Genomic DNA, 20,001 nt, shown 5'->3' with positions numbered 1-20,001 from the left:
CATTCCGGAAAGTCCAGTCCCAAATTTATTTTTCAAAGATCAACTGGAAATTTTGAAGGCGGCCGCCAGTCCCCTAGGGGACTGGAAGTAAACTCAAAACTGCCTTCAAGAAATACTATATGAGGAGTTGAACGCGATGAAAGCAGTCGCAATTACGAAGTACGGAACGCCGGATGTTATGCAAGTGATGGAGTTTGCCGATCCGCAGGCGGGTCCGGGCCAAGTTCGGGTCCGGGTGAAAAGCGCCGGGGTGCAGCCGGTTGATACGGCAGTGCGCGGCGGTTGGACCGGTTTCCCGGTGCAATTCCCGCAAATACTCGGCAACGAATTCGCCGGTATCATCGATCAAGTCGGCGAGGGGGTGTCCGATTTCGCAATCGGAAACGAGGTGATCGGCTGGTCGGTATTGGCTTGTTATGCCGAATATGTCGTCGTGGGCACCGACCAAATCGCATCGAAGCCGCGCGAGATGCCATGGGATGTCGCGGGCGTCTTGAGCGCCTCGGGGCAAACCGCGCATACCGCTCTGCGGGAACTCGGCGTCGGCCAAGGCGATACCGTGCTGATCCACGCCGCCGCGGGCGGAGTCGGCACCGTGGCGGTGCAGTTGGCCCGGGCCTGGGGAGCGACGGTCATCGGCACGGCAAGCGAGCGCAATCACGATTATTTGCGTTCGCTCGGCGCCATTCCCGTCGCTTACGGAGACGGTCTCGTCGAGCGCGTGCGGGACGTTGCGCCGGGCGGCGTGGATGCGGCCCTTGACGCCATCGGCGGCGAGGCGCTGCCGGCCTCGGTCGAACTTGTCGCCGACAGGAGCCGGATCGGCACGATCGTCGGCTTCGACGCCGCGCCGCGTTTGGGCGTGCGCGCCATCCGCAGCCAGCGGTCGGCGGCCCGGCTTGCCGAACTGATTGAGTTATACGTTCAAGACAAGCTGCAGATCCATATCTGGAAGTCGTTCCCGATGCATGAAGCCGCCGCCGCCCATCGCGAGGTCGAGACCGGACATGTGCGCGGCAAGGTCGTTCTTACGATCGAATGATCCAGGAATGGCACGGCAAAGCAACCGTAGTATCTGATGAGACTTCCCCGTTTCGGCGGCGGAAGTCTCTTTCTCTTACATGCGGGACTTCCTTTTTGTATAATAGATGCTAGAATGTTGAAAATTGCGGTTGGATAGACGGGAGCGGAGTCTGATGATCAATGTACCTGGTTACCGAATAGACGAAGTCATATTGGATGATGCGCATTTCGTAGTTTGCTATGCGCATTCCGATCTCGATTCCCGCCGGGTTTTGTTGAAAATCGTCAAGGACGGGCATCGCACCATGCTCGAAAATGCGAAATTGCTGCATGAACAGCAAATGCTGACCCAATTGAACATGCCGCATGTGATCCGGCCGTTGTCGCTTATCAGTCAAGGGCATTGCCTGATTCTCGTCTCCGAATGGATTGGCGGCGTGACGCTGCGGACATATTATCGTACGCACCGGGTATCGATCCCCGCTTTTCTATCCCTTGCCATACGCACCGCCCGCGTTCTGGAATTGCTGCACGAACAGGGCGTCGTACATATGAATATCAGGCCGGATACGATCGTCGTCGAACCTGCGTCGCAACGCATCTATTTGACCGGATTCGGACACGCATTGCGAACGGCCGGCGGCGGGGAGCGGGACTTTAGCATGCCGCTTATGGAGGGAAGCCCTCCTTACATGGCTCCGGAACGGACGGGGAGAACGGAGAGGACGATCGACGGCAGGACGGATTTGTACTCGATCGGGATCACCTTTTATGAGATGCTGGCCGGACGGCTGCCGTTTCAAGCGCGCGAGCCGCTGGAATGGGCTCACGCCCATTTGGCCCAATCCCCGCTGCCTTTGCGGAGTGACCAGATCGATGTGCCGCCATTCTTGGCGGATCTCATTATGAAGCTTCTGGCGAAAACGCCCGCTGAGCGCTACCAGAGCGCGCGCGGACTGGCGGCGGATTTGGAGAGAGGCCTGCGCCATTGGGAAAGAACGGGCTCTTACCCTCGGTTCGAACCGGGAGAGCATGATCGTCCGTTCACGGTCGACGAGCATTCGCCGGCTTCCGCGGCGGAGCCGGAAATCGCCGCAATGTCGATGGCGGAGGTTCTATCCGCGGACGTATCCGCCGATCAAGCTCCTTCCCAACCGGGATATTCGCAAATCCTCGACCTGGCGGCCGTGTTCAAAGCGTCCCAAACGTTTTCCCAGGAGAACGATTTGGACCGGTTGATCCAAAGCTTGCTTCATATCCTAATCGAGAATGCCGGCGCACAGAGAGGATGCTTGGTGACATGCGCAGGCAGAGGACTGGCGGTGGAAGCGGTAGCGGAATCGGAGCGTACGCCGCAAACCGGGCGCGAAATGCCTCTGCCGCTTGCGGAATACGAAGGGATATGCCAAGCCTTTATCGCCCGCGTCATCGAGACGTCCGAAGCGCTCTATCTACACGATGCCGCCCGGCAAGGGCCGTTCGTTGGCGATCCGTACATGATCCGCCGCCGGCCGAAGTCGGTGCTCGGATTGCCGCTGTTCGTCCGGGGCGAGCGGGCAGGCGCGTTATATCTTGAAAATAACGTCACACCGGGCGCCTTCGCGCCGGATCGATTAGGCGTAGTGCGGATGCTGGCCGCCCAGCTCATCTATGTAGCGACGCTTAAATATGCCGCCGGACAACCGCTTGCGGCGTTTCGCCCGCCATCCTTGCTATCCGCCGGGGTCAGCTTGACCGAGCGGGAACGGGAAGTGCTGCAACTGCTGGCCGCCGGCTTGTCCAATCAAGAAATTGCCGACGGGCTGTTCGTCACGGTCGATACGATTAAAGTTCACGTGAAGCATATTTACGCCAAGCTGAAAGTGAAACGAAGAATCCAGGCGGTGACGAAAGCTAGAGAGATTGGATTATTGTAAATATAACAACTAGGAAGAAGGAAGAACTTTGTCGCGTTTCGTATTTTTGGCGCTTATTTTGCTCAGCCTCATTTGGGGAGGCTCTTTTTATTTTATTAAAATGTTATTGCATGATTTCGGGCCTTGGACGATCGGGTTTCTCCGGTCCGCTTGCGGGTTGGCGGTCGTTACCGCGATTATGTTGGCGCTGCGGAAACCGTTCGGCTTCCGCACCATCCCTTGGATTCCGATGGCGACGATGGCGCTGATCAACACTTCTATGCCTTGGGCCCTTATTGCATTCAGCGAGACGCGGTTGTCGAGCAGTATGGCCTCCATATTGAATGCCGCGACGCCGGTGTGGACGATCGTAGTCGGAATCTTGTTTTTCCGCGGCGTATCGAACAAGGCCCAATGGATTGGCGTTTCCGTCGCCACGGTCGGTATGGCCGTATTGCTCGGCATCACGCCAGGGTCGGTCGTTTCGGTAGATGTATTGGGATTTGTCTGCATGATCGGGGCCACCTTCTGCTATGCGATCGGGTCCCAGCTTTCCAAGCGCCTCATTTCCGGCCATGCGCTCTCCATGTATCAAATCACGTTCGGAACGCTGCTATGCTGCATGCTCGGCAGCGGCAGCGTCGCCCTATTCGCCGAGCCGGCGGCTTTCTCGCAGCTAGTTGTGCCGACCAATATCGGCATGATGATCGGTCTCGGCGCTTTCGGATCGGGAATCGCTTATATTCTTTTCTATTATATTGTGGAAAAAGGCAGCCCCGAAATTGCGACCATGGTGACGTATCTCGTTCCGTGTACCGCTCTGATCTGGGGATACTTTTTACTGAACGAAGCAATCAAGTGGAATATGCTGCTTGGGCTGTTCATTATTCTCGGAGGCGTTTATGTGGCAGGCAGGAAGGGAGGCGCCGGGAAAAAACGAAATCGGCAAACAATAGAAGAACCGTTGCGTTTGGAACGATAGGATAGCCGCGGACTTCTCAAAAGCCTGCAAGTGCAGGCTTTTGCCGTTGCGAGCTGCCGCCGCAATAAAGGTTGCGAATCCGCATCTTTTCCCGGTGGCAAGCAGATGTGGGGGTTAGGTAAAGGGTTTCCTGCACGATCGCAGGCTTTTTGCCCAACACCCCATTTTCGCGCGAAAATAACGGCATCATGAGTCAATTTCGCAATACCGCTGGCGGCTGACGACCCGTCGGGCGGGCTAACGAAACGCATACACGCTAATAGCCTATAAATCGCCTGGTTGCCGGTGTAACGAAACGAAAACACGCTAATGAGGGGGAAAAGACGGTAAAACCGCGATTTCTAATGAATAACGATTTGTACATGAAGAAACGAAACTCTCTTTAGTAAAAACATATTAATTTTACTATCGCATTTTTTGTCATGAATATTCATAAAATGATGAAAATAGCAATCCTTTTTCAACGTTCATTCATAAGTATTTTCCTCGGAAGGAACGATTTTCCTCAATTTTTATTAGTAAAATTATTGACATTTTACCAAGTGAAAAATATAATAAAAACCAACATCTTCCGGATTGATCGGCCTAACCGCCGATTGATGCAACCGCTTACTTTTCATACGTCTCTCCATTGATTTCAACTTACTTCGCACTAGCGCATATTTTACAAATCCGGCTCAATGACATCGCGGCTCGGCTTGATGAAGTTTGGCATCTTGGTTTTCAATCCATTTAAACGAAGGGGTGCTTTCATGCGGAAAACGAAAGGCAAGATCGGAGTCATCGCAGTGATGCTTGTAACGATGTTCCTGGCGGCATGCGGGGACGGAGGGACGGCGGAACCGTCTGCGCAAGACGGCAAACAAGGCGGAAACGTAACGATCCGGTTCGCTACATGGGATTCGGAAGAAAATCTAACGCTTCAGCAGCAACTGATCGACACGTTTAATGAATCTCACCCGAACGTCAAAGTCAATCTGGAAGCGTACGGCAGCGAATACGATACGAAAATTGCGGCGGGCATGGGCGCCAAAGACGCGCCGGACGTCATGTACATGTGGAATTATCCGATCTATAAGGATGCGCTGGAACCGCTCGACGACTATCTCGCGCAGGAAGGCGCAGATTTCAAGTACAACTATTACGAAACGCTGTGGAACTACAATTCCGCCGACGGGAACATATTAGGTTTGCCCGTAGGATACACAACGCATGTCGTCTATTACAACAAAAGCTTGTTCGATGCGGCGGGAGTGCCGTATCCGAAGAGCGGATGGACGTGGGATGATTTGCGTGAGACGGCCAAAAAACTGAGCAATCCGGCGGAGAGTGTCAGCGGCTTCGCTTTCTCGGGAACGCCCGATCCTTACGATTTCGAAATGTTCCTCTGGGGAAATGGAACCGCTTACGTCGATAAAGACGGCAATCTGCAAGGAAACGTCAATAGCGGGAAATCGGTGGAAGTATTGACGATGTTTCAAGACATGCTCAAGGAAGGGTACGCCATTGCGACGGAGGGTTCGGGTTCGACGGAGATGAAGTCCGGCAAAGTGGCGATGTTTACGAACGGCGCCTGGTCGATCGGCGGCTTGAAGGAAGCCGGCATCGATTTCGGCGTGGTGGAGCTGCCCGCTTTCCGCGGCGGAAGCGCCGTCAGCATCGTGTCTTCGTCCGGCATCTCAATCTCGAAAGATTCGAAGAAGAAGGACGCCGCCTGGGAGTTCGTCAAATTCTGGACGAGCGAAGAAGCGAACCGGGCGCGCATCGATTACGAACTGCCGGTTCTGAAAAGCGTCGTCGAAAGCGAAAATTTGCAGCAGGACGAATTGAAGCAAGTATTCTACAACATGCTGGAGCAAAGCCAAGGATATACGCCCGCCTCGTTTATTGTGGACAATTGGAGCGAAGTGTCGGAGCGGCTTAGCCTTGTATTCGAGCAAATTTTCAATCCGAGTACGATGACAGATCCGAAAACCGCGTTGGATGAAGCGGCGCAATAGAGTGTTCGTTTCGGATGAAGGGGTGGAAGGTTGCCTTAACGGCCGCCCCTTTTTTCCTTCATTAATATAGTCCATCCTGATCGGGAGGTTCGCTATGGAGCATGCTGCAGAACGGCGCAGAACAATTCGCAAACGGGGGAAGTTGACGCCGTATTTGTTTATTTCGCCATGGATCGTCGGATTTGTCGTGTTTACGGCCGGTCCTTTGATTTTGTCGCTGGTGATGAGTTTATTCGATTGGCCGGTCACTTCCGCTCCGAAGTTTGTCGGTTTCGAAAATTTCATCAAGATGTTTACCAAGGATCCCCAGTTCTATAAATCGCTTGTCATTACGCTGAAATTTGCGGTTTTCTACGTGCCCCTAAGTTTGGCGACATCATTGATACTCGCCTTGCTGATTGCGCAGCCGGTGCGAGGGGCGAAGGCGTTCCGTACGATCTTCTATTTGCCTGCCGTCGTGTCGGGCGTCGCCGTCTCGATTATATGGGGCTGGATTTTCAACACCAAGTACGGCATTTTGAACTATGCGCTGTCGCTGTTCGGCATCCAAGGGCCCAAGTGGCTGATCGATCCGGCCAGCGCCATTATGACGATCGTCATCGCCAGCGCCTGGGGAGTCGGCACGATGATGCTCATTTTCTATACGAATATCAAGAGCATTTCCCCGGACTTGTACGAATCGGCCGCGATGGACGGGGCGGGCTTCTTCCGGCAATTTACCGGCATTACGCTGCCGCTCATTACGCCGACGCTTTTCTTCAATTTGATTACGTCGACGATCTCCGCGCTGCAGCAGTTGACGCTCGTCTTGCTGCTGACGAACGGCGGACCGCTGAAATCGACGTACTTCTACGGCTTGTTCGTATACAACAACGCGTTCAAGCATCACAAGCTGGGATATGCGAGCGCGAACGCCTGGTTCATGTTTATCATCATCCTGCTGTTGACGGCGCTTATTTTTAAGTCTTCTTCGGTGTGGGTGTTTTACGAGAACGATATGAGAAACGAGCGGAAAAGGGGAGGCGGGAAGAAATGAAGACCCCCAAATGGCATAAAGCGGTGACTTATGTTTTGCTGGTCGTATTCTCCGTCTACTTTTTGTTCCCTTTTCTATGGATCGTACTGACCGCTTTGAAGACGGAAGCCGAGGTGCATCAATTTCCGCCGACTTTTTTCCCGGCGATGCCTCAATTCCTCAACTTCGTCAAAGCCTGGAACGCTCAGCCGTTCGGCTTGTATCTCATGAATTCCGTGACGATTACCGTGCTGACGACGCTGGGCCAATTGATTTCGTGCTCCTTGATCGCTTACGGCTTCGCGCGGTTCCAGTTCAAGTTGAAAAACGGGCTGTTCATCCTGCTGCTGGCTACGATGATGATTCCTTGGGACGTGACGATGATTCCGTTATACATGCAGTTCAATTTATTCGGCTGGATCAATACGCTCAAGCCGCTCGTCGTTCCCGCTTTTTTCGGCTCGGCTTATTATGTGTTTTTGCTGCGCCAATTTCTAATGAATGTGCCGAAGGAGTTGGAGCATGCGGCCAAAATCGACGGAGCGGGCGACTTTCAAATTTATTGGAAAATATTCGTGCCGATTATGAAAGCTCCGCTGACGCTCGTCGCGGTGCTCAATATGCTGTCGGTTTGGAACGATTATTTGGGTCCGCTTATTTTTTTGCAGGACCGGACCAAATACACGCTCGCGCTCGGCCTCGCTTCGTTCAAGGGCGTGCATGAGCTGCAAATTTTGCCGATTATGGCGATTACGATTCTAATGATGATTCCGCCTGTGATCGTGTTCCTGTATGCGCAAAAATATATCGTGGAGGGAATTAGCGGCGCAATTAAATAACTTCTTGGGAGGAGCTGGCAAAATGGAACGGAAATGCAAGCAATGGGAAGATATCGGCTTATTGCATATCAATCGAAGAGACGCGGCTGCGAGCTTCCGCAGGTACGAGTCGAGAGAACGGGCATTGGCGATGGACAAAAAAGACGCGATTGGGTATCAAAACCTTGACGGGGAATGGAAATTTCTATACTTGGAGGCGCCGGAATTGTCGCCGGAGGGGTTCTACGCGCCGGATTACGACGCAAGCGGCTGGGATCGAATCGCCGTGCCGTCTTGCTGGCAGATGAAGGGCTACGGCAAGATGAGTTATACCGATTTATTTTATCTTTTTCCGATCCATCCGCCTTATGTGCCGACCGATAATCCTACCGGCATCTACCGGCGGACGTTTCGGTTGGACGACTGGCCCGCGGGCGACCGGATCATTCTGAAATTCGACGGCGTCGACAGCGCCTTCGACGTATGGGTGAACGGGCAACATGCCGGGTATAGCAAAGGAAGCCGGATGCCGTCCGAATTCGACATCAGCGGCTGCGCGCAGGCGGACGACAATCAAATAACGGTGCGCGTGTATCAGTGGTCTGACGGAACCTATTTGGAAGATCAGGATATGTGGTGGTTCAGCGGCATTTTTCGCAGTGTGGAACTGTACCGGATGCCGCCGGTTGCGCTGGAGGATTGCTATATCGCAACGGATTTGGACAGGGAGTACCGGGACGGCGAATTGCAGGTAAGCTTGAAGCTGTCCAATCGTACGGGGGCGGACCGGGAAGTTGTCGTGACCTGCGAACTGCTGGATGCAAGCGGGGCCGTAACAAGCCGCTTCCGGCGAGCGGTCGGGATTGCGGCGCAATCGCAAGGCGAGGTCGCGTTGACGGAAACGGTCACCGCGCCGCATCTGTGGACGGCGGAAACGCCTTATCTCTACCAACTGCTCATCGCATTGCGCGACGGGGAGGATGGGGCGGAGGAGAGAGCCGCGCCGATCGAGATCGTGCCGCTGCGCGTCGGCTTCCGCAAAGTGGAGATCAAGGACGGGAACCTGACGGTGAACGGCAAGGCGATTATGCTGAACGGCGTCAACCGCCACGAGCACGATCCGCGGGAAGGCCGCACCGTGACTGAGGAAAGCATGCTGCAAGATATTATGCTGATGAAACGGCACAACATCAACGCCGTCCGCACGGCGCATTATCCGAACCAGGACGCTTTCTACGATTTATGCGACCGGTACGGCCTGTACGTGATCGACGAAGCGGATCTCGAATGCCACGGTTTCGAACTGACCGGGCATACCTCCTGGCTTGCCGACGATCAGCGGTGGGAGCGGTCATTCGTCGACCGTGCGGAACGGATGGTGCTGCGCGACCGGAATCATCCGTCCGTCATCATGTGGTCGCTTGGCAACGAATCGGGCTTCGGCGCGGGTTTCGTCGCCATGTACCGGGCCTGCAAGGCGTTGGACCCGACCAGGCCCGTTCATTACGAAGGGGACCGACAGGCTGCCGTCTGCGACGTGTACTCTACCATGTATACCCGGCTTGAAGCGCTGAAGGAGATCGGACGGGACGAAGAAGGCAAGAAGCCGCATATTTTGTGCGAATACGGCCACGCCATGGGCAACGGCCCCGGCGGATTGAAGGAATACCAGGAAGCGTTCCGGCAATATAAACGGCTGCAGGGCGGGTTTATTTGGGAATGGTGCGACCACGGCATTGAACGGCGGGACGGTCAAGGAGGCACATATTATGCGTACGGCGGCGATTTCGGAGACGAGCCGACGAACGGCAATTTTTGCATCGACGGGCTGGTGTTCCCCGATCGCACTCCTTCGCCGGGACTGCTGGAATATAAGAAGGTCGTCGAGCCGGTAAAGACCCGCCCCGTCGATTTGCAGGAGGGGACAGTCGAAATCGAGAACCGGTATGATTTTGTTGACTTGTCTCATCTGGAAATGTCTTGGAAAGTCGTGTATGACGATCAGGTGCTGACGCAAGGCATCATGGAGGAGCTTAACGTCATCGCGCCGGGAGAGAGGAAGATCGTGCGGTTGCCTTACACGATTGCCGAGGTACAGCCGAATACGGACTATTACCTGATGGTGGAATATAGGTTAAGGGAAGACATGCCGTATGCGGAAAAAGGGTTTGTCGTCGCTTGCGAGCAATTGCGTTTGCCGCATTACCGGAAACTGGTGGAGGTGCGCGAACCGGCCGGGCGCGTCGAGGTTGCGCAGGACCCGGTGCGCGCGATCGTCCGGGGCGACGGATTTGAAGTTGTGTTCGACCGTGTGCGCGGATATTTGGAGACCTACCGCATCGGCGGCGAAGCCTGGATCGAGCGCGGACCGCGGCTGACGATGTGGCGGGCGCCGATCGACAACGACATGTACAAAACGGAGGACTGGAAGAAGAAATATTTCTTGCATTTGGCCAGCGAGCAACTGGCAGGCTTTGAGATCTGCGACCGCGGCTCGCATGCGGAAGTGAACATTGCGACGTATTTCGGCGCCTTGAATCAGGCTTTCGGTTATGATGCCTTATACCGGTATATCATCTATGCCGACGGAACCGTCCGTTTGCGCCTGACCGGCACCCCGGTCATCCGGGCGAAGGAAACGCCGCCGATGCTGCCGCGGCTCGGTATCGAGCTGTTCGCCGGCAAGCGGTTGGACCAAGTGGCCTGGTACGGCAGAGGCTTCGGAGAAAATTATATCGACAGCAAAGAAGCTTCGGTCATGGGCGTCTATCGCGCAAGCGTTGCGGATTTGCAAACGCCTTACGTGTACCCGCAGGAGAATGGCAATCGCACCGGCGTGAAATGGTTCAGCATGTCCGAAGGAACCGGACGCGAGACGGCATTGTTGTTCAAGACGGAGAACGGCTGCGAATGGTCGGTGCGCGATTGCACCACCGAGGCGATGGAGCGGGCTAGGCACCCGCATGAGGTAGAAAAGGCGCCTTATCTTGTCGTTCATATCGACTATATGCAGTCCGGTTTGGGCAGCAACAGCTGCGGCGAGGAGCAGCTTCCGCCCTACCGGCTCGGGCTGCGGCCCTTCGAGCTCGAAGCGGAATGGAACGCGATCGCGCAAGGCGCCGAAATTGCGGCCGGCAAGCGGCGATACGCACAATAGGAGGTGGGCTTATGCCGCTTAATCTTTCCTCGGTACCTTTCAGCCGTTACGGTTCCTACTTTGCCGTATCCTTCGCGAAAGAAACGAACCAATTGTTTCTTCGCGATCTGCACGGCGGCGACGAAGCCCCGAGCAACATCTTCGTCCTGGACCTGCTGCGGGGCGAAGAGGCAGTCGAGTACGAGCTTGAGGCGACCGAGACAAAATTGCGCATGGTTCATCGGCATAACCCCAGCGAGTATGCCGAGTTATGCATCGGCGACGAGAACGTCGTTCATTGCAGGCTCCATGGGGCGGCTTTAAAGCTGACAGCCGTGAAAACGCGCTACGACAGCCTCATGCCCTGCGGGCGGAATCAATGGGAATATCACTTGTATTCGAAGGAGATCAAGCTGATGTTCACTTTGCTGCAGGGCGATATTGATGTCCGCGCTCCGTGGCGGACGGTCGGCAACGACAAGATTGAAATGGTGCTCAATCCGGGGGGCGGCGATGGCCTGCTTGCGATCGAAAGCTACAGGACGGTATGGCGGAAGAGGGAGTACGACGATTTCGATCGGGCGCATGCGCGGGCGGAACGGCATTTCCAGCAGTGGCTGGAGCGAATGCCGCCGGTTCCGTCGCGCTACGAGCCGTCGCGCCGATTGGCCGCCTACATTACCTGGTCGTGCGTCGTCCGTCCCGAAGGGCGGCTTGTGGATTACGCCATGTATATGTCGAAGAACTGGATGTTCAATATTTGGAGCTGGGACAATTGCTTTAACGCAATAATGCTGAGCGGACGCGATCCGGAGCTTGCTCTGGCCCAGTTTGAAATCTTCATGGCGCATCAGGACGACAGCGGCGTCTATGCCGATTTCATCAACGATAAGTTTTGCTCTTTCAATTGCTGCAAGCCGCCCATTCATGCATGGGCTTTCGCGCAGATGAGGCGGCGGAACGAACGGTTCAACGACAGGGCGGTCGTCGCCCGCATGTACGACAGCCTGGTGCGCGCCACGAATTATTGGCTTTCGTTCCGTCGTCCCGATCCCGCGCGGCTGCCTTTGTATCATCACGGGAACGATTCGGGCTGGGACAACGCCTCGATCTTTCACGAAGGCATCCCGGTGGAGGCGCCGGATCTGGCGGCCCATTTGATTCGCCAGATGGATATTCTGAGCGGCATGGCCGCGGAATTGGAACGGGCGGACGAGGCGCAGGCATGGAAGGGCAAAGCCGACGAACTGTACGAATTGCTGATGAGTCGGTTATATAAGGACGGCCGCTTCGTGGCGAGATACGCGCCGGAGGACCGCGTAATCGAGAACCGGGACAGCCTGATCCTATGTATGCCGCTCATCGTCGGGTACCGTCTGCCTCGGGACGTCGTCCGCTCGCTTGCGGGCGTTCTTGCCGACAAGTTCGAGGCGACATACGGTTTATGCACGGAAAGTTACCGCAGCCCTCTCTATCGCGAGAACGGATATTGGCTCGGCCCGATCTGGGCGCCGGTCGCCTATTTATTCATTGATGCCTTACGGGATAACGGATATAATGAATTTGCAACTCGACTAGCTGCCAAATTCATGGATCTGACGCTTGCGGGTGGCATGGCGGAGAACTTCGATCCGTTCAGCGGCCAAGGCTTGGTCGATCCGGCCTTTACTTGGACGTCAAGCGTGTTCCTAATGTTGGCCGAACAATTTACAGTACTATCGGAGGACAACGAATGAAGAAATATTCCGGTGAAATCGGGTTGCTTCTTGTTGCCGTCATCTGGGGCACCGGATTTGTCGCAGGAGCGGTTTCGCTCGAATCGTTGACTCCTTATCAAGTGATGGCGATTCGATTTTTCATTGCAGCATTATTGATGTCGGTTATTTTCCGCAAGCAGTTCCGGTCGTTGACCAAACCGGCGCTCGGCGCGGGCATCGCGCTCGGCGTGTTTCTCTATCTTGCCTTTACGCTGCAAACGGTCGGCTTGCATTATACGACGCCTTCCAAGAATGCCTTCTTGACGGCCGTCAATGTCGTGATCGTCCCTTTCATCGGCTACCTCCTATACCGGAGAAAGCCGGACAAATACGGACTGATCGGCGCCGTTCTGGCTATGCTCGGCGTAGGCGTGTTATCTTTGGAGTTCAATTCCAGCCTCAATATCGGGGACGTCTTGACGCTGCTATGCGCCGCATGCTTTGCGTTCCATATCTTCTATACCGGCGAATTCGTCAAAAGGCACGATCCGATCGGTCTTACCATCATTCAAATGATCGTCGCGTGCCTGCTGTCTGTGCTCGCGGTATTGTTCCGGGGCGAAGCCGTTTTCCATGCGGACGCGCGCGGGCTGCTTGCCGCATCGTATTTGGGCGTATTCAGCACGACGATCGCGTTCCTGCTGCAAACGATCGCACAGAAATTTACGACGGAAACGAAAGCGGCCATTATTTTATCGACGGAAGCGCTGTTCGGCACTTTATTTTCCGTATTGATCCTGCATGAAACGATAACGCTTCGAATGGCCGTCGGGAGCGTCTTGATCTTGATCGCGATCGTGACGGCGGAGACGAAGCTGGATTTTATTAAAAACAAAACGAGTAGGCGGTATTATGGCGACCATTAAAGATATTGCCGATAAAGCCAACGTGTCCATTGCGACCGTGTCCAGAGTGTTGAATTACGACGAAACGCTGAACGTTACCGACGAAACGAGGCAACGGGTGTTCGAAGCGGCGGAGCAATTGTCGTATCAACTGTCGAGCAAAAAAAGAAGGAAACGGAAATTCAAAATCGGGCTTTACTATTCCTATTCCTTGGAGGAAGAATTGAACGACACGTATTATCTCTCGATACGCGTCGCCCTGGAGAAGAAGCTGGAGTTGGAGGGGCTCAAGATGTACCGCATTCGCGGCGGCGATTCTCCCGAACATCTCCGGTCGGTGGACGGCATTATTTGTCTCGGCTTCTTCATCAAGGAAGATATCGAACGAATCGCGGCCTTTCAGAAGCCGGTCGTCTTTATCGATTCTTCGCCGAACGAGGATTTGTTCGACTCCGTCGTCATCGATTTTCATAAGGCGACAAGGAAGGTATTGAATTATTTGCTCGAGCTCGGGCATACGAGAATCGCCTTTATCGGCGGCGTGGATACCGATCGGCACGGCAATCGATATTACGATTTGCGTCAGGAAGTGTTCGAACAGTTTCTGGAGAGCAAAGGGCTGTTTCGCCCGAATTATTTGAAAATCGGCGGCTACAATCCGAAGGACGGCTACATCCTGTCCAAACAACTGTTAGAGTTGGAAGAGAGACCTACAGCCGTATTCGTCGCCAACGACACGATCGCGGTCGGATTGTATAAAGCGTGTTCCGAACTCGGTTGCCGCATTCCGGAGGATATAAGCGTGATCGGCTTCAACGATATTTCGGCCGCGCAATTTATGATGCCTCCGCTGACGACGATTCGGTTGAACACCGAATTCATGGGGGAGACGGCGGTCACGCTTATGCAGGAACGGCTCATGTCAGGCAGGGATATTTGCTTGAAGGTGACAATCCCGACGAAGTTGGTCGTACGGGAGAGCGCGCGGGAAATCGAGTGCTATTAGTACCCGAAAATTCGTTATTTTCGGATGATAACGCGTTTTTTCCGTACATTGGGAACGAGAGTGCCTTATTAGCGAACTTTGATTCGTTGATAAGGGATTTCCGTTCCCAATTTTCGTTTCGGAGGCGAAATGGCCGGGAATCTAGCGCCCGGCGATGTCTTATTAAGGTATGTTTGTTCGTTCCCAAGCAGGCGGTCGTTTCTTTGTTCCGATTTTGCCGATCTCGGCCTCTCTCTATCCCGCCTTCTGTCGATATCCCTCTCGTTCAGGGCTGGCAAAGATATAGTATCTCAGGTGCGAATGGAATGGAAAAACGACAGGAGATTTGTCGAAATACCACTTTTGGGGAATAGTCTTTTATTTTTTCGAATGGGAACATGGGAATGGCGGGGTATTTATTTTGATGAGGAACAGGAGCATTGATTTTATGAAGCATGGCAGGAAACGGTTTACGAAAACGTTAGCGTCGTTGCTTATCGTCGTCATGGCATTAGGGACATGGACCGGGGGTGCGATTCACGCCGAACTACCGGAAGGGAATTACGCATATGCTTTCGGCGACGGCCAGTATGGGCAATTAGGACTTGGCGATTATGCAGGCAGATACGATCCGACGCTCATCGAAGGCTTTTCGAACGTGAAGAGCATCGCTTCCGGTCAACAGCATTCGTTGATTTTGACGGAGGACGGTAAAGTATATTCGTTTGGCGAGGGGCAATTTGGAAGACTGGGTCATGGCAATGAGGAGAGCAAGACCGCCCCTACGCAGATCCAGAGCTTGTCCAACGTGAAAGCGGTCGCGGCCGGTTATGCCCATTCGCTCGCTTTGACGGAATCGGGCGATGTTTACTCTTTCGGTTACGGCAATTTAGGCGAAACAGGTTTCGGCTATTTGGGCGACAAATGGGTTCCAACGCACATCCCAGGGCTGCCGCGCATTAAGGCAATTGCGGCCGACGGACAGCAATCGTTCCTATTAACCGAATCCGGCGATGTCTATTCTTTCGGTTCCGGGCAACATGGCGCACTCGGACATGGCGACACGGAATCCGGAGGTCCCCCGACGGTAATCCCCAACATTCCGAAAATGAAGGCGATGGCTCCCGGCAAAACGCATACATTGCTCTTAACGGAGGCAGGCGAGGTATATTCCTTCGGCCGCGATCAGGCGGGGGAATTGGGCCGCGGCGGCTTTGGGAATTACGGCGATAAGCCTACGCCGGGGAAAGTGCTCGATTTGCCCGGGGAAGTAATCCAAATTGCAGCGGGCGAACGATTTTCCCTGATCCTTACGAAAGACGGCGCCGTTTATTCGTTCGGCAGCGGCCAGTACGGCGCCCTCGGATTGGGAGATAATTACTCGCGGGATCGACCTACGCGCATTAACGGATTGCCCCCGATCAAAGCAATTGCCGCAGGCAACGGCCATTCCTTGGCGCTATCCCAATCGGGAACCGTGTATGCGTTTGGAGAAGGAGGTTACGGCCAACTTGGGTCGGGGAATAACAACCATTCGAATGTCCCGGTGCAAATTCCCGGATTGTTCAATGTATCGGCGATATTCGGCGGATATTGGCATACGATGGTCGTTCAATCGCAAAAAGCGTTGACCGCTCCTTCCAATCTTCGCGTTACGGGCAATTACGTTTACGGGGAGAAGTTAACCTTAAGCTGGAATGCGCCGGAGGAAGCTGAACGCTACTTGCTTGAAATTAGCCAGGATGGCGGCTCCACTTGGCAAGCAAGCATCGACAACGGTTCGGCGACAAGCTACGAATACTTGATCGAAGACATGGGCCGATTGCAATTCAGAGTCAAGGCTGTGCGCGATCATTACATCGATAGCGGGTGGAGCATAACAGAGGCGATGGAGGTTCGGAAAGCCGAGGCGCCGCTGCCGCCGGCCCCGCAATTCGCGGATATTCAAACGCGCAGCATATCGCTCCAAGATCAGGGTGCGAATATGGAGTACGGCATCATGGAAGGCATGGGCTGGAATCCGGACATCGCTCGCTGGCAGGAAAGTGCGGTATTCAGCGATTTACAAGCGAATTCGCGTTATACCGTTGCCGTTCGCTCGAAAGAAACGGCAACACATAAGCAATCGCCGCCCAGCGCCAGCGTGACGGCGGTTACGCTTGCCGTCAAGCCTAGCCTTACAACTGCGGTGCAAGGAACAAATGCCGTTCGGCTCACGGTGCAGCCGGGAGATAACCCGGCTGTCGACACACAATATCGGATCGAGCGTTCCGAAACGTCGGATTTTGCGCAAGCGTCGCTCGTCCGCAACTGGAACGCGTCGCTTAGTTTCGACGATACCGAACTAAATCATCATACGACTTATTATTACCGGGTGAAAGCCCGCAATTCGGATGGAGTGGAGACCGGTTGGAGCGATATCGTGTCGGCTAAGACGGAACAGGCGCAGCAAGCTGCTCCGGCTGACGTCGAAGTGTTGGGCGATGCCGTCTATCATGGCGAGTTGACGATTCGATGGAGCGAAGTTGCCGATTCAAGCGGCTATGCGGTGCAAACGAGCACGGACGGGGGAGCCAATTGGAGCGATGATATCGGGATTGGCTCGAGTACAAGTTATAAGATTCCTATCGACGTCATGGGCCAGTATCGATTCCGCGTCAAGGCATTGCGAACCGGATATATTGACAGCGCTTGGACCTCATCGGAGATTGTCCCGATTCGCAAAGCCGAGCCCTCTGCTCCGCCGGCGCCGGTGATCGCCGCTCGATTGACAAACGGCATCGCATTAACCGATTTCGGAGCGGAATATGAGTACAGCTTTGACGAAGGAAGCGATTGGAGCGGAGGCAACGGCGCCTGGTACGAAGGCGCCAACTTCAGCGGCCTGCATGTCAATACGCAGTATAGTTTTGTCGTGCGCAGGGCGGAAACGGAGACCGAAACGGCTTCCGCGCCAAGCGTTGCGGTCGCCGTCTATACGCTGGCGGACGTTCCGGCGTTGAAAATCACGGGGACGAGCGGCTTCGCGGTAAGCTTGATCATCGAACCGGGCGATAATCCCGCGGGCACCGAATACCAGGTATGGGTGGCCCCGAAGGGATCGAGCGATTGGCAGCCGGCCGGGGAGTGGGATCGAGAGCTCGATGTAACGGTTAACGGCTTGGCGGAAGGGACGGAGTATCAATTCCGCGCCGCCGCCCGCAACGGAGACGGCATCGAAACCGAGTACAGCGAAACGGCGGAAGGTTTGACGAAAAGTTCCAATGCGAAGCTTTCGTCGCTCGAAATCGAGCCTTTAACGCTGCTGCCCGATTTTTCGCCGGATCAATATGATTATGAAGCGTATGCGGATGCGAAAATCGAACGAATACGCGTCAAAGCGGCGAGTCAGCATCACGGGGCGCGGATTCGGATTAACGGAACCGAGACGGGAAGCGGGGTGTGGAGCGAGGAAATCGCTCTGCGAACCGGGGGGAACCGGATCGAGATCGCGGTAACGCCGGAGGACGGTCAAAGCCAATCGTACGAATTGGTCGTCGTTCGCGACTTCGGGCTGAGCGATTTGCAGCTTGGCGGCGGCTTAACGCTCGATTCCGAGTTTGCGAGCAGCAAGACGGACTATTCGGTTGCCGTCACGAACGATGTGTATACCGTGACCGTTACGCCATGGGCGAAAGACGATGTCGCATGGATCGAGATTCATGGCGTTCGAGCGGCAAACGGCCAACCTTCGCAGCCGATCCCTCTCTATGTCGGATCGAACATGATCCTGATCGTGGCGGGAACGGAGGGGGGCATGTCGAAGACCTATACGCTGGTCGTGAACAGGGAAGCGCCGGGGGAGATGGCCGATCCGTATATTATTGGGACGGAACCGAGCCATAACGCGGCGGATGTCCCCGTCGATCAGAAGCTGTCGATTCGGTTCAGCACGGATATCTTGCCGACGGATCGGTTGCAGGACATCGTGTTGAAGCGGCTCGACGATGAAATCGAGTTCGCTTATTCGATCGATCGCGACCAATTGATCGTCGAACCGTTGACCGCGTTGAAGCACGGACAGTTCCATACGCTAATCATTCCCGCGGGAAGCGTGACGGATGCCGTATATAATCCGCTGCAGGAGACGTATCAATTAACGTTCCGGACGGTGTTCGAACGGCGCGGCAACGATACCGGAAGCGGCGGAGGGCATGCAGCGATTGGAAAGCCGTCGGAAACAAAACCGAGCGAACAATCGCCTCCTCCGGCAGTGACTCCGGTTACGCTGTTCATTAACGGCAAGGAAATCGGCGAGTTGACGCAAATGATGGAATGGGAGGAAGGCGATACGTTGCATTTGGTCGGCACGCCCAAGTTTTCCGATCTTCTAACCAATGATGAATATTGGAAGGGGGACGGCAAAGCCGTCATCGAATTAACGGCGATTCATCCTGTCGGCACGATGGCGCTGGAGTTGAACGGGCAAGCGATTCGCGTACTAGCCGACAAGCAAGCGATTGTCCGGATTGATTCCGGAATAGCCGCATACGATGTGCCTATCGAGGCCGTTTATACCGGCGCATTGGCGCAAGCCATTGAGCGGCATGCGGATCAAGTGCGGGTCACGCTCGAGACTGCGCAAGTGCAGTCCGAAACGCTTCGTCTCAACGAAACGAACGGCATGAAAATAATCGCGCCTGCGGCAAGCTTTTCGATTCGCTATTCCAACGGCGGGGCTTCTCGATCCGTAACGTTCCGTCGTTATGTCGCCGGGGAGATTGCGTTGCCGCAAGATGCGAATCCGCATGACGTTGTCGCCGGCATCAGGATTGACGCGAACGGAAGCTTTATCCCTGTCCCCGTTAAGATACTGAAACGGGGCGAACGATTATTCGCCCGATTAAGCAGCGTATCGAACGGCATCTTCACGGTTGTATCGAATCCGAGATCCTTCGCGGATATCGATCGTCATTGGGCGCAAGACGAGATGGCCGAACTTGCGGCGAGAGGAATTGCCGAAGGAACCGATGACGGCAACTTTATGCCGGATCGTCCGGTCGGCCGGGCCGAGTTTGCCGCGATGATCGTTCGCGCGCTCGGACTGCATGCGGGTGGAAGCGAGCGATCGTTCGACGACGTGCAGGCGGAAGACTGGTTTTACGAGCCGATCGGCGTAGCCGGCGCATATGGATTGATCGACGGATATCCGGACGGCAGCTTCAGGCCGCAGCATCCTATTACCCGCGAGGAAGCGATGGCGGTCATTCTGAAAGCGATGAAGAGAACGGGCATGAATTCGGCCGCGCTTTCGGAGAAAGAGATTCGCGATCGGCTTGCGCCATTCGGCGATCGGGAGCGGATCAGTCCATGGGCGCAGGAGGCGGCGGCGGTCAGCATTGCCGCAGGCGTATTCAACGGCGATCACGGGAAACTGCGTCCGCAAGATCGCATCACCCGCGCGGAGACGGCGGCCATTCTATTGCGCATGCTCCGGTATGCCGAGTTGATATAGGGAATGGACGGGCTGGGCGTACATCGCCCGGCCCCCTTTATTTCATTGATT

The 20,001-nt window shown here is 54.9% G+C and carries 11 protein-coding genes; all 11 read left to right on the top strand.

Annotated features, from left to right (window positions below; all coding sequences use genetic code 11):
• Positions 1–136 precede the first annotated feature (136 nt).
• The 11 genes from LQ229_RS22985 to LQ229_RS22935 all read left to right on the top strand — a co-directional run bounded on the left by LQ229_RS22985 (position 137) and on the right by LQ229_RS22935 (position 19,950).
• Positions 137–1,042: an NADP-dependent oxidoreductase gene (locus LQ229_RS22985; RefSeq protein WP_216538242.1), complete on the top strand. Its 906-nt coding sequence runs from the start codon at positions 137–139 to the stop codon at positions 1,040–1,042.
• 154 nt (positions 1,043–1,196) lie between these two features.
• Positions 1,197–2,939, top strand: a complete 1,743-nt coding sequence (locus LQ229_RS22980) for a LuxR C-terminal-related transcriptional regulator (protein ID WP_230192999.1) — start codon at positions 1,197–1,199, stop codon at positions 2,937–2,939.
• 28 nt (positions 2,940–2,967) lie between these two features.
• Positions 2,968–3,900: a DMT family transporter gene (locus LQ229_RS22975; protein ID WP_230192998.1), complete on the top strand. Its 933-nt coding sequence runs from the start codon at positions 2,968–2,970 to the stop codon at positions 3,898–3,900.
• 752 nt (positions 3,901–4,652) lie between these two features.
• The gene (locus tag LQ229_RS22970) at positions 4,653–5,900 is read left to right on the top strand and encodes a sugar ABC transporter substrate-binding protein (RefSeq protein WP_230192997.1); all 1,248 of its coding nucleotides are present in this window, start codon (positions 4,653–4,655) and stop codon (positions 5,898–5,900) included.
• Between the two features lie 94 nt (positions 5,901–5,994).
• Entirely contained in the window at positions 5,995–6,936 is a 942-nt protein-coding gene (locus tag LQ229_RS22965) for a sugar ABC transporter permease (protein ID WP_216538246.1), read from the top strand.
• A complete protein-coding gene (locus LQ229_RS22960) occupies positions 6,933–7,754 on the top strand; it encodes a carbohydrate ABC transporter permease (protein WP_216538247.1) in 822 nt (273 codons plus the stop codon). Before LQ229_RS22965 ends, LQ229_RS22960 begins: the two co-directional genes overlap by 4 nt.
• 22 nt (positions 7,755–7,776) lie before the next feature.
• The gene (locus LQ229_RS22955) at positions 7,777–10,890 is read left to right on the top strand and encodes a glycoside hydrolase family 2 TIM barrel-domain containing protein (RefSeq protein WP_230192996.1); all 3,114 of its coding nucleotides are present in this window, start codon (positions 7,777–7,779) and stop codon (positions 10,888–10,890) included.
• 11 nt (positions 10,891–10,901) lie between these two features.
• Positions 10,902–12,605 carry a trehalase family glycosidase gene (locus LQ229_RS22950; RefSeq protein ID WP_230192995.1) on the top strand — a complete coding sequence of 568 codons (1,704 nt, stop codon included), beginning with the start codon at positions 10,902–10,904 and terminating at the stop codon, positions 12,603–12,605.
• Positions 12,602–13,492: a DMT family transporter gene (locus tag LQ229_RS22945; RefSeq protein WP_230192994.1), complete on the top strand. Its 891-nt coding sequence runs from the start codon at positions 12,602–12,604 to the stop codon at positions 13,490–13,492. The genes LQ229_RS22950 and LQ229_RS22945 overlap by 4 nt, the downstream gene beginning before the upstream one ends.
• Entirely contained in the window at positions 13,479–14,477 is a 999-nt protein-coding gene (locus LQ229_RS22940) for a LacI family DNA-binding transcriptional regulator (RefSeq protein WP_230192993.1), read from the top strand. The genes LQ229_RS22945 and LQ229_RS22940 overlap by 14 nt, the downstream gene beginning before the upstream one ends.
• 427 nt (positions 14,478–14,904) lie before the next feature.
• Positions 14,905–19,950 (top strand): S-layer homology domain-containing protein, encoded by a 5,046-nt coding sequence (locus tag LQ229_RS22935; protein WP_230192992.1) that lies wholly within the window; start codon positions 14,905–14,907, stop codon positions 19,948–19,950.
• The last annotated feature ends 51 nt before the right edge of the window (positions 19,951–20,001 follow it).

The organism is Paenibacillus sp. CECT 9249, from assembly GCF_918697855.1.
Classification (GTDB): Bacteria; Bacillota; Bacilli; order Paenibacillales; family Paenibacillaceae; genus MSJ-34.
The sequence above is the reverse complement of the archived record's forward strand: the minus strand, read 5'-3'. Positions and strand labels throughout refer to the sequence as shown.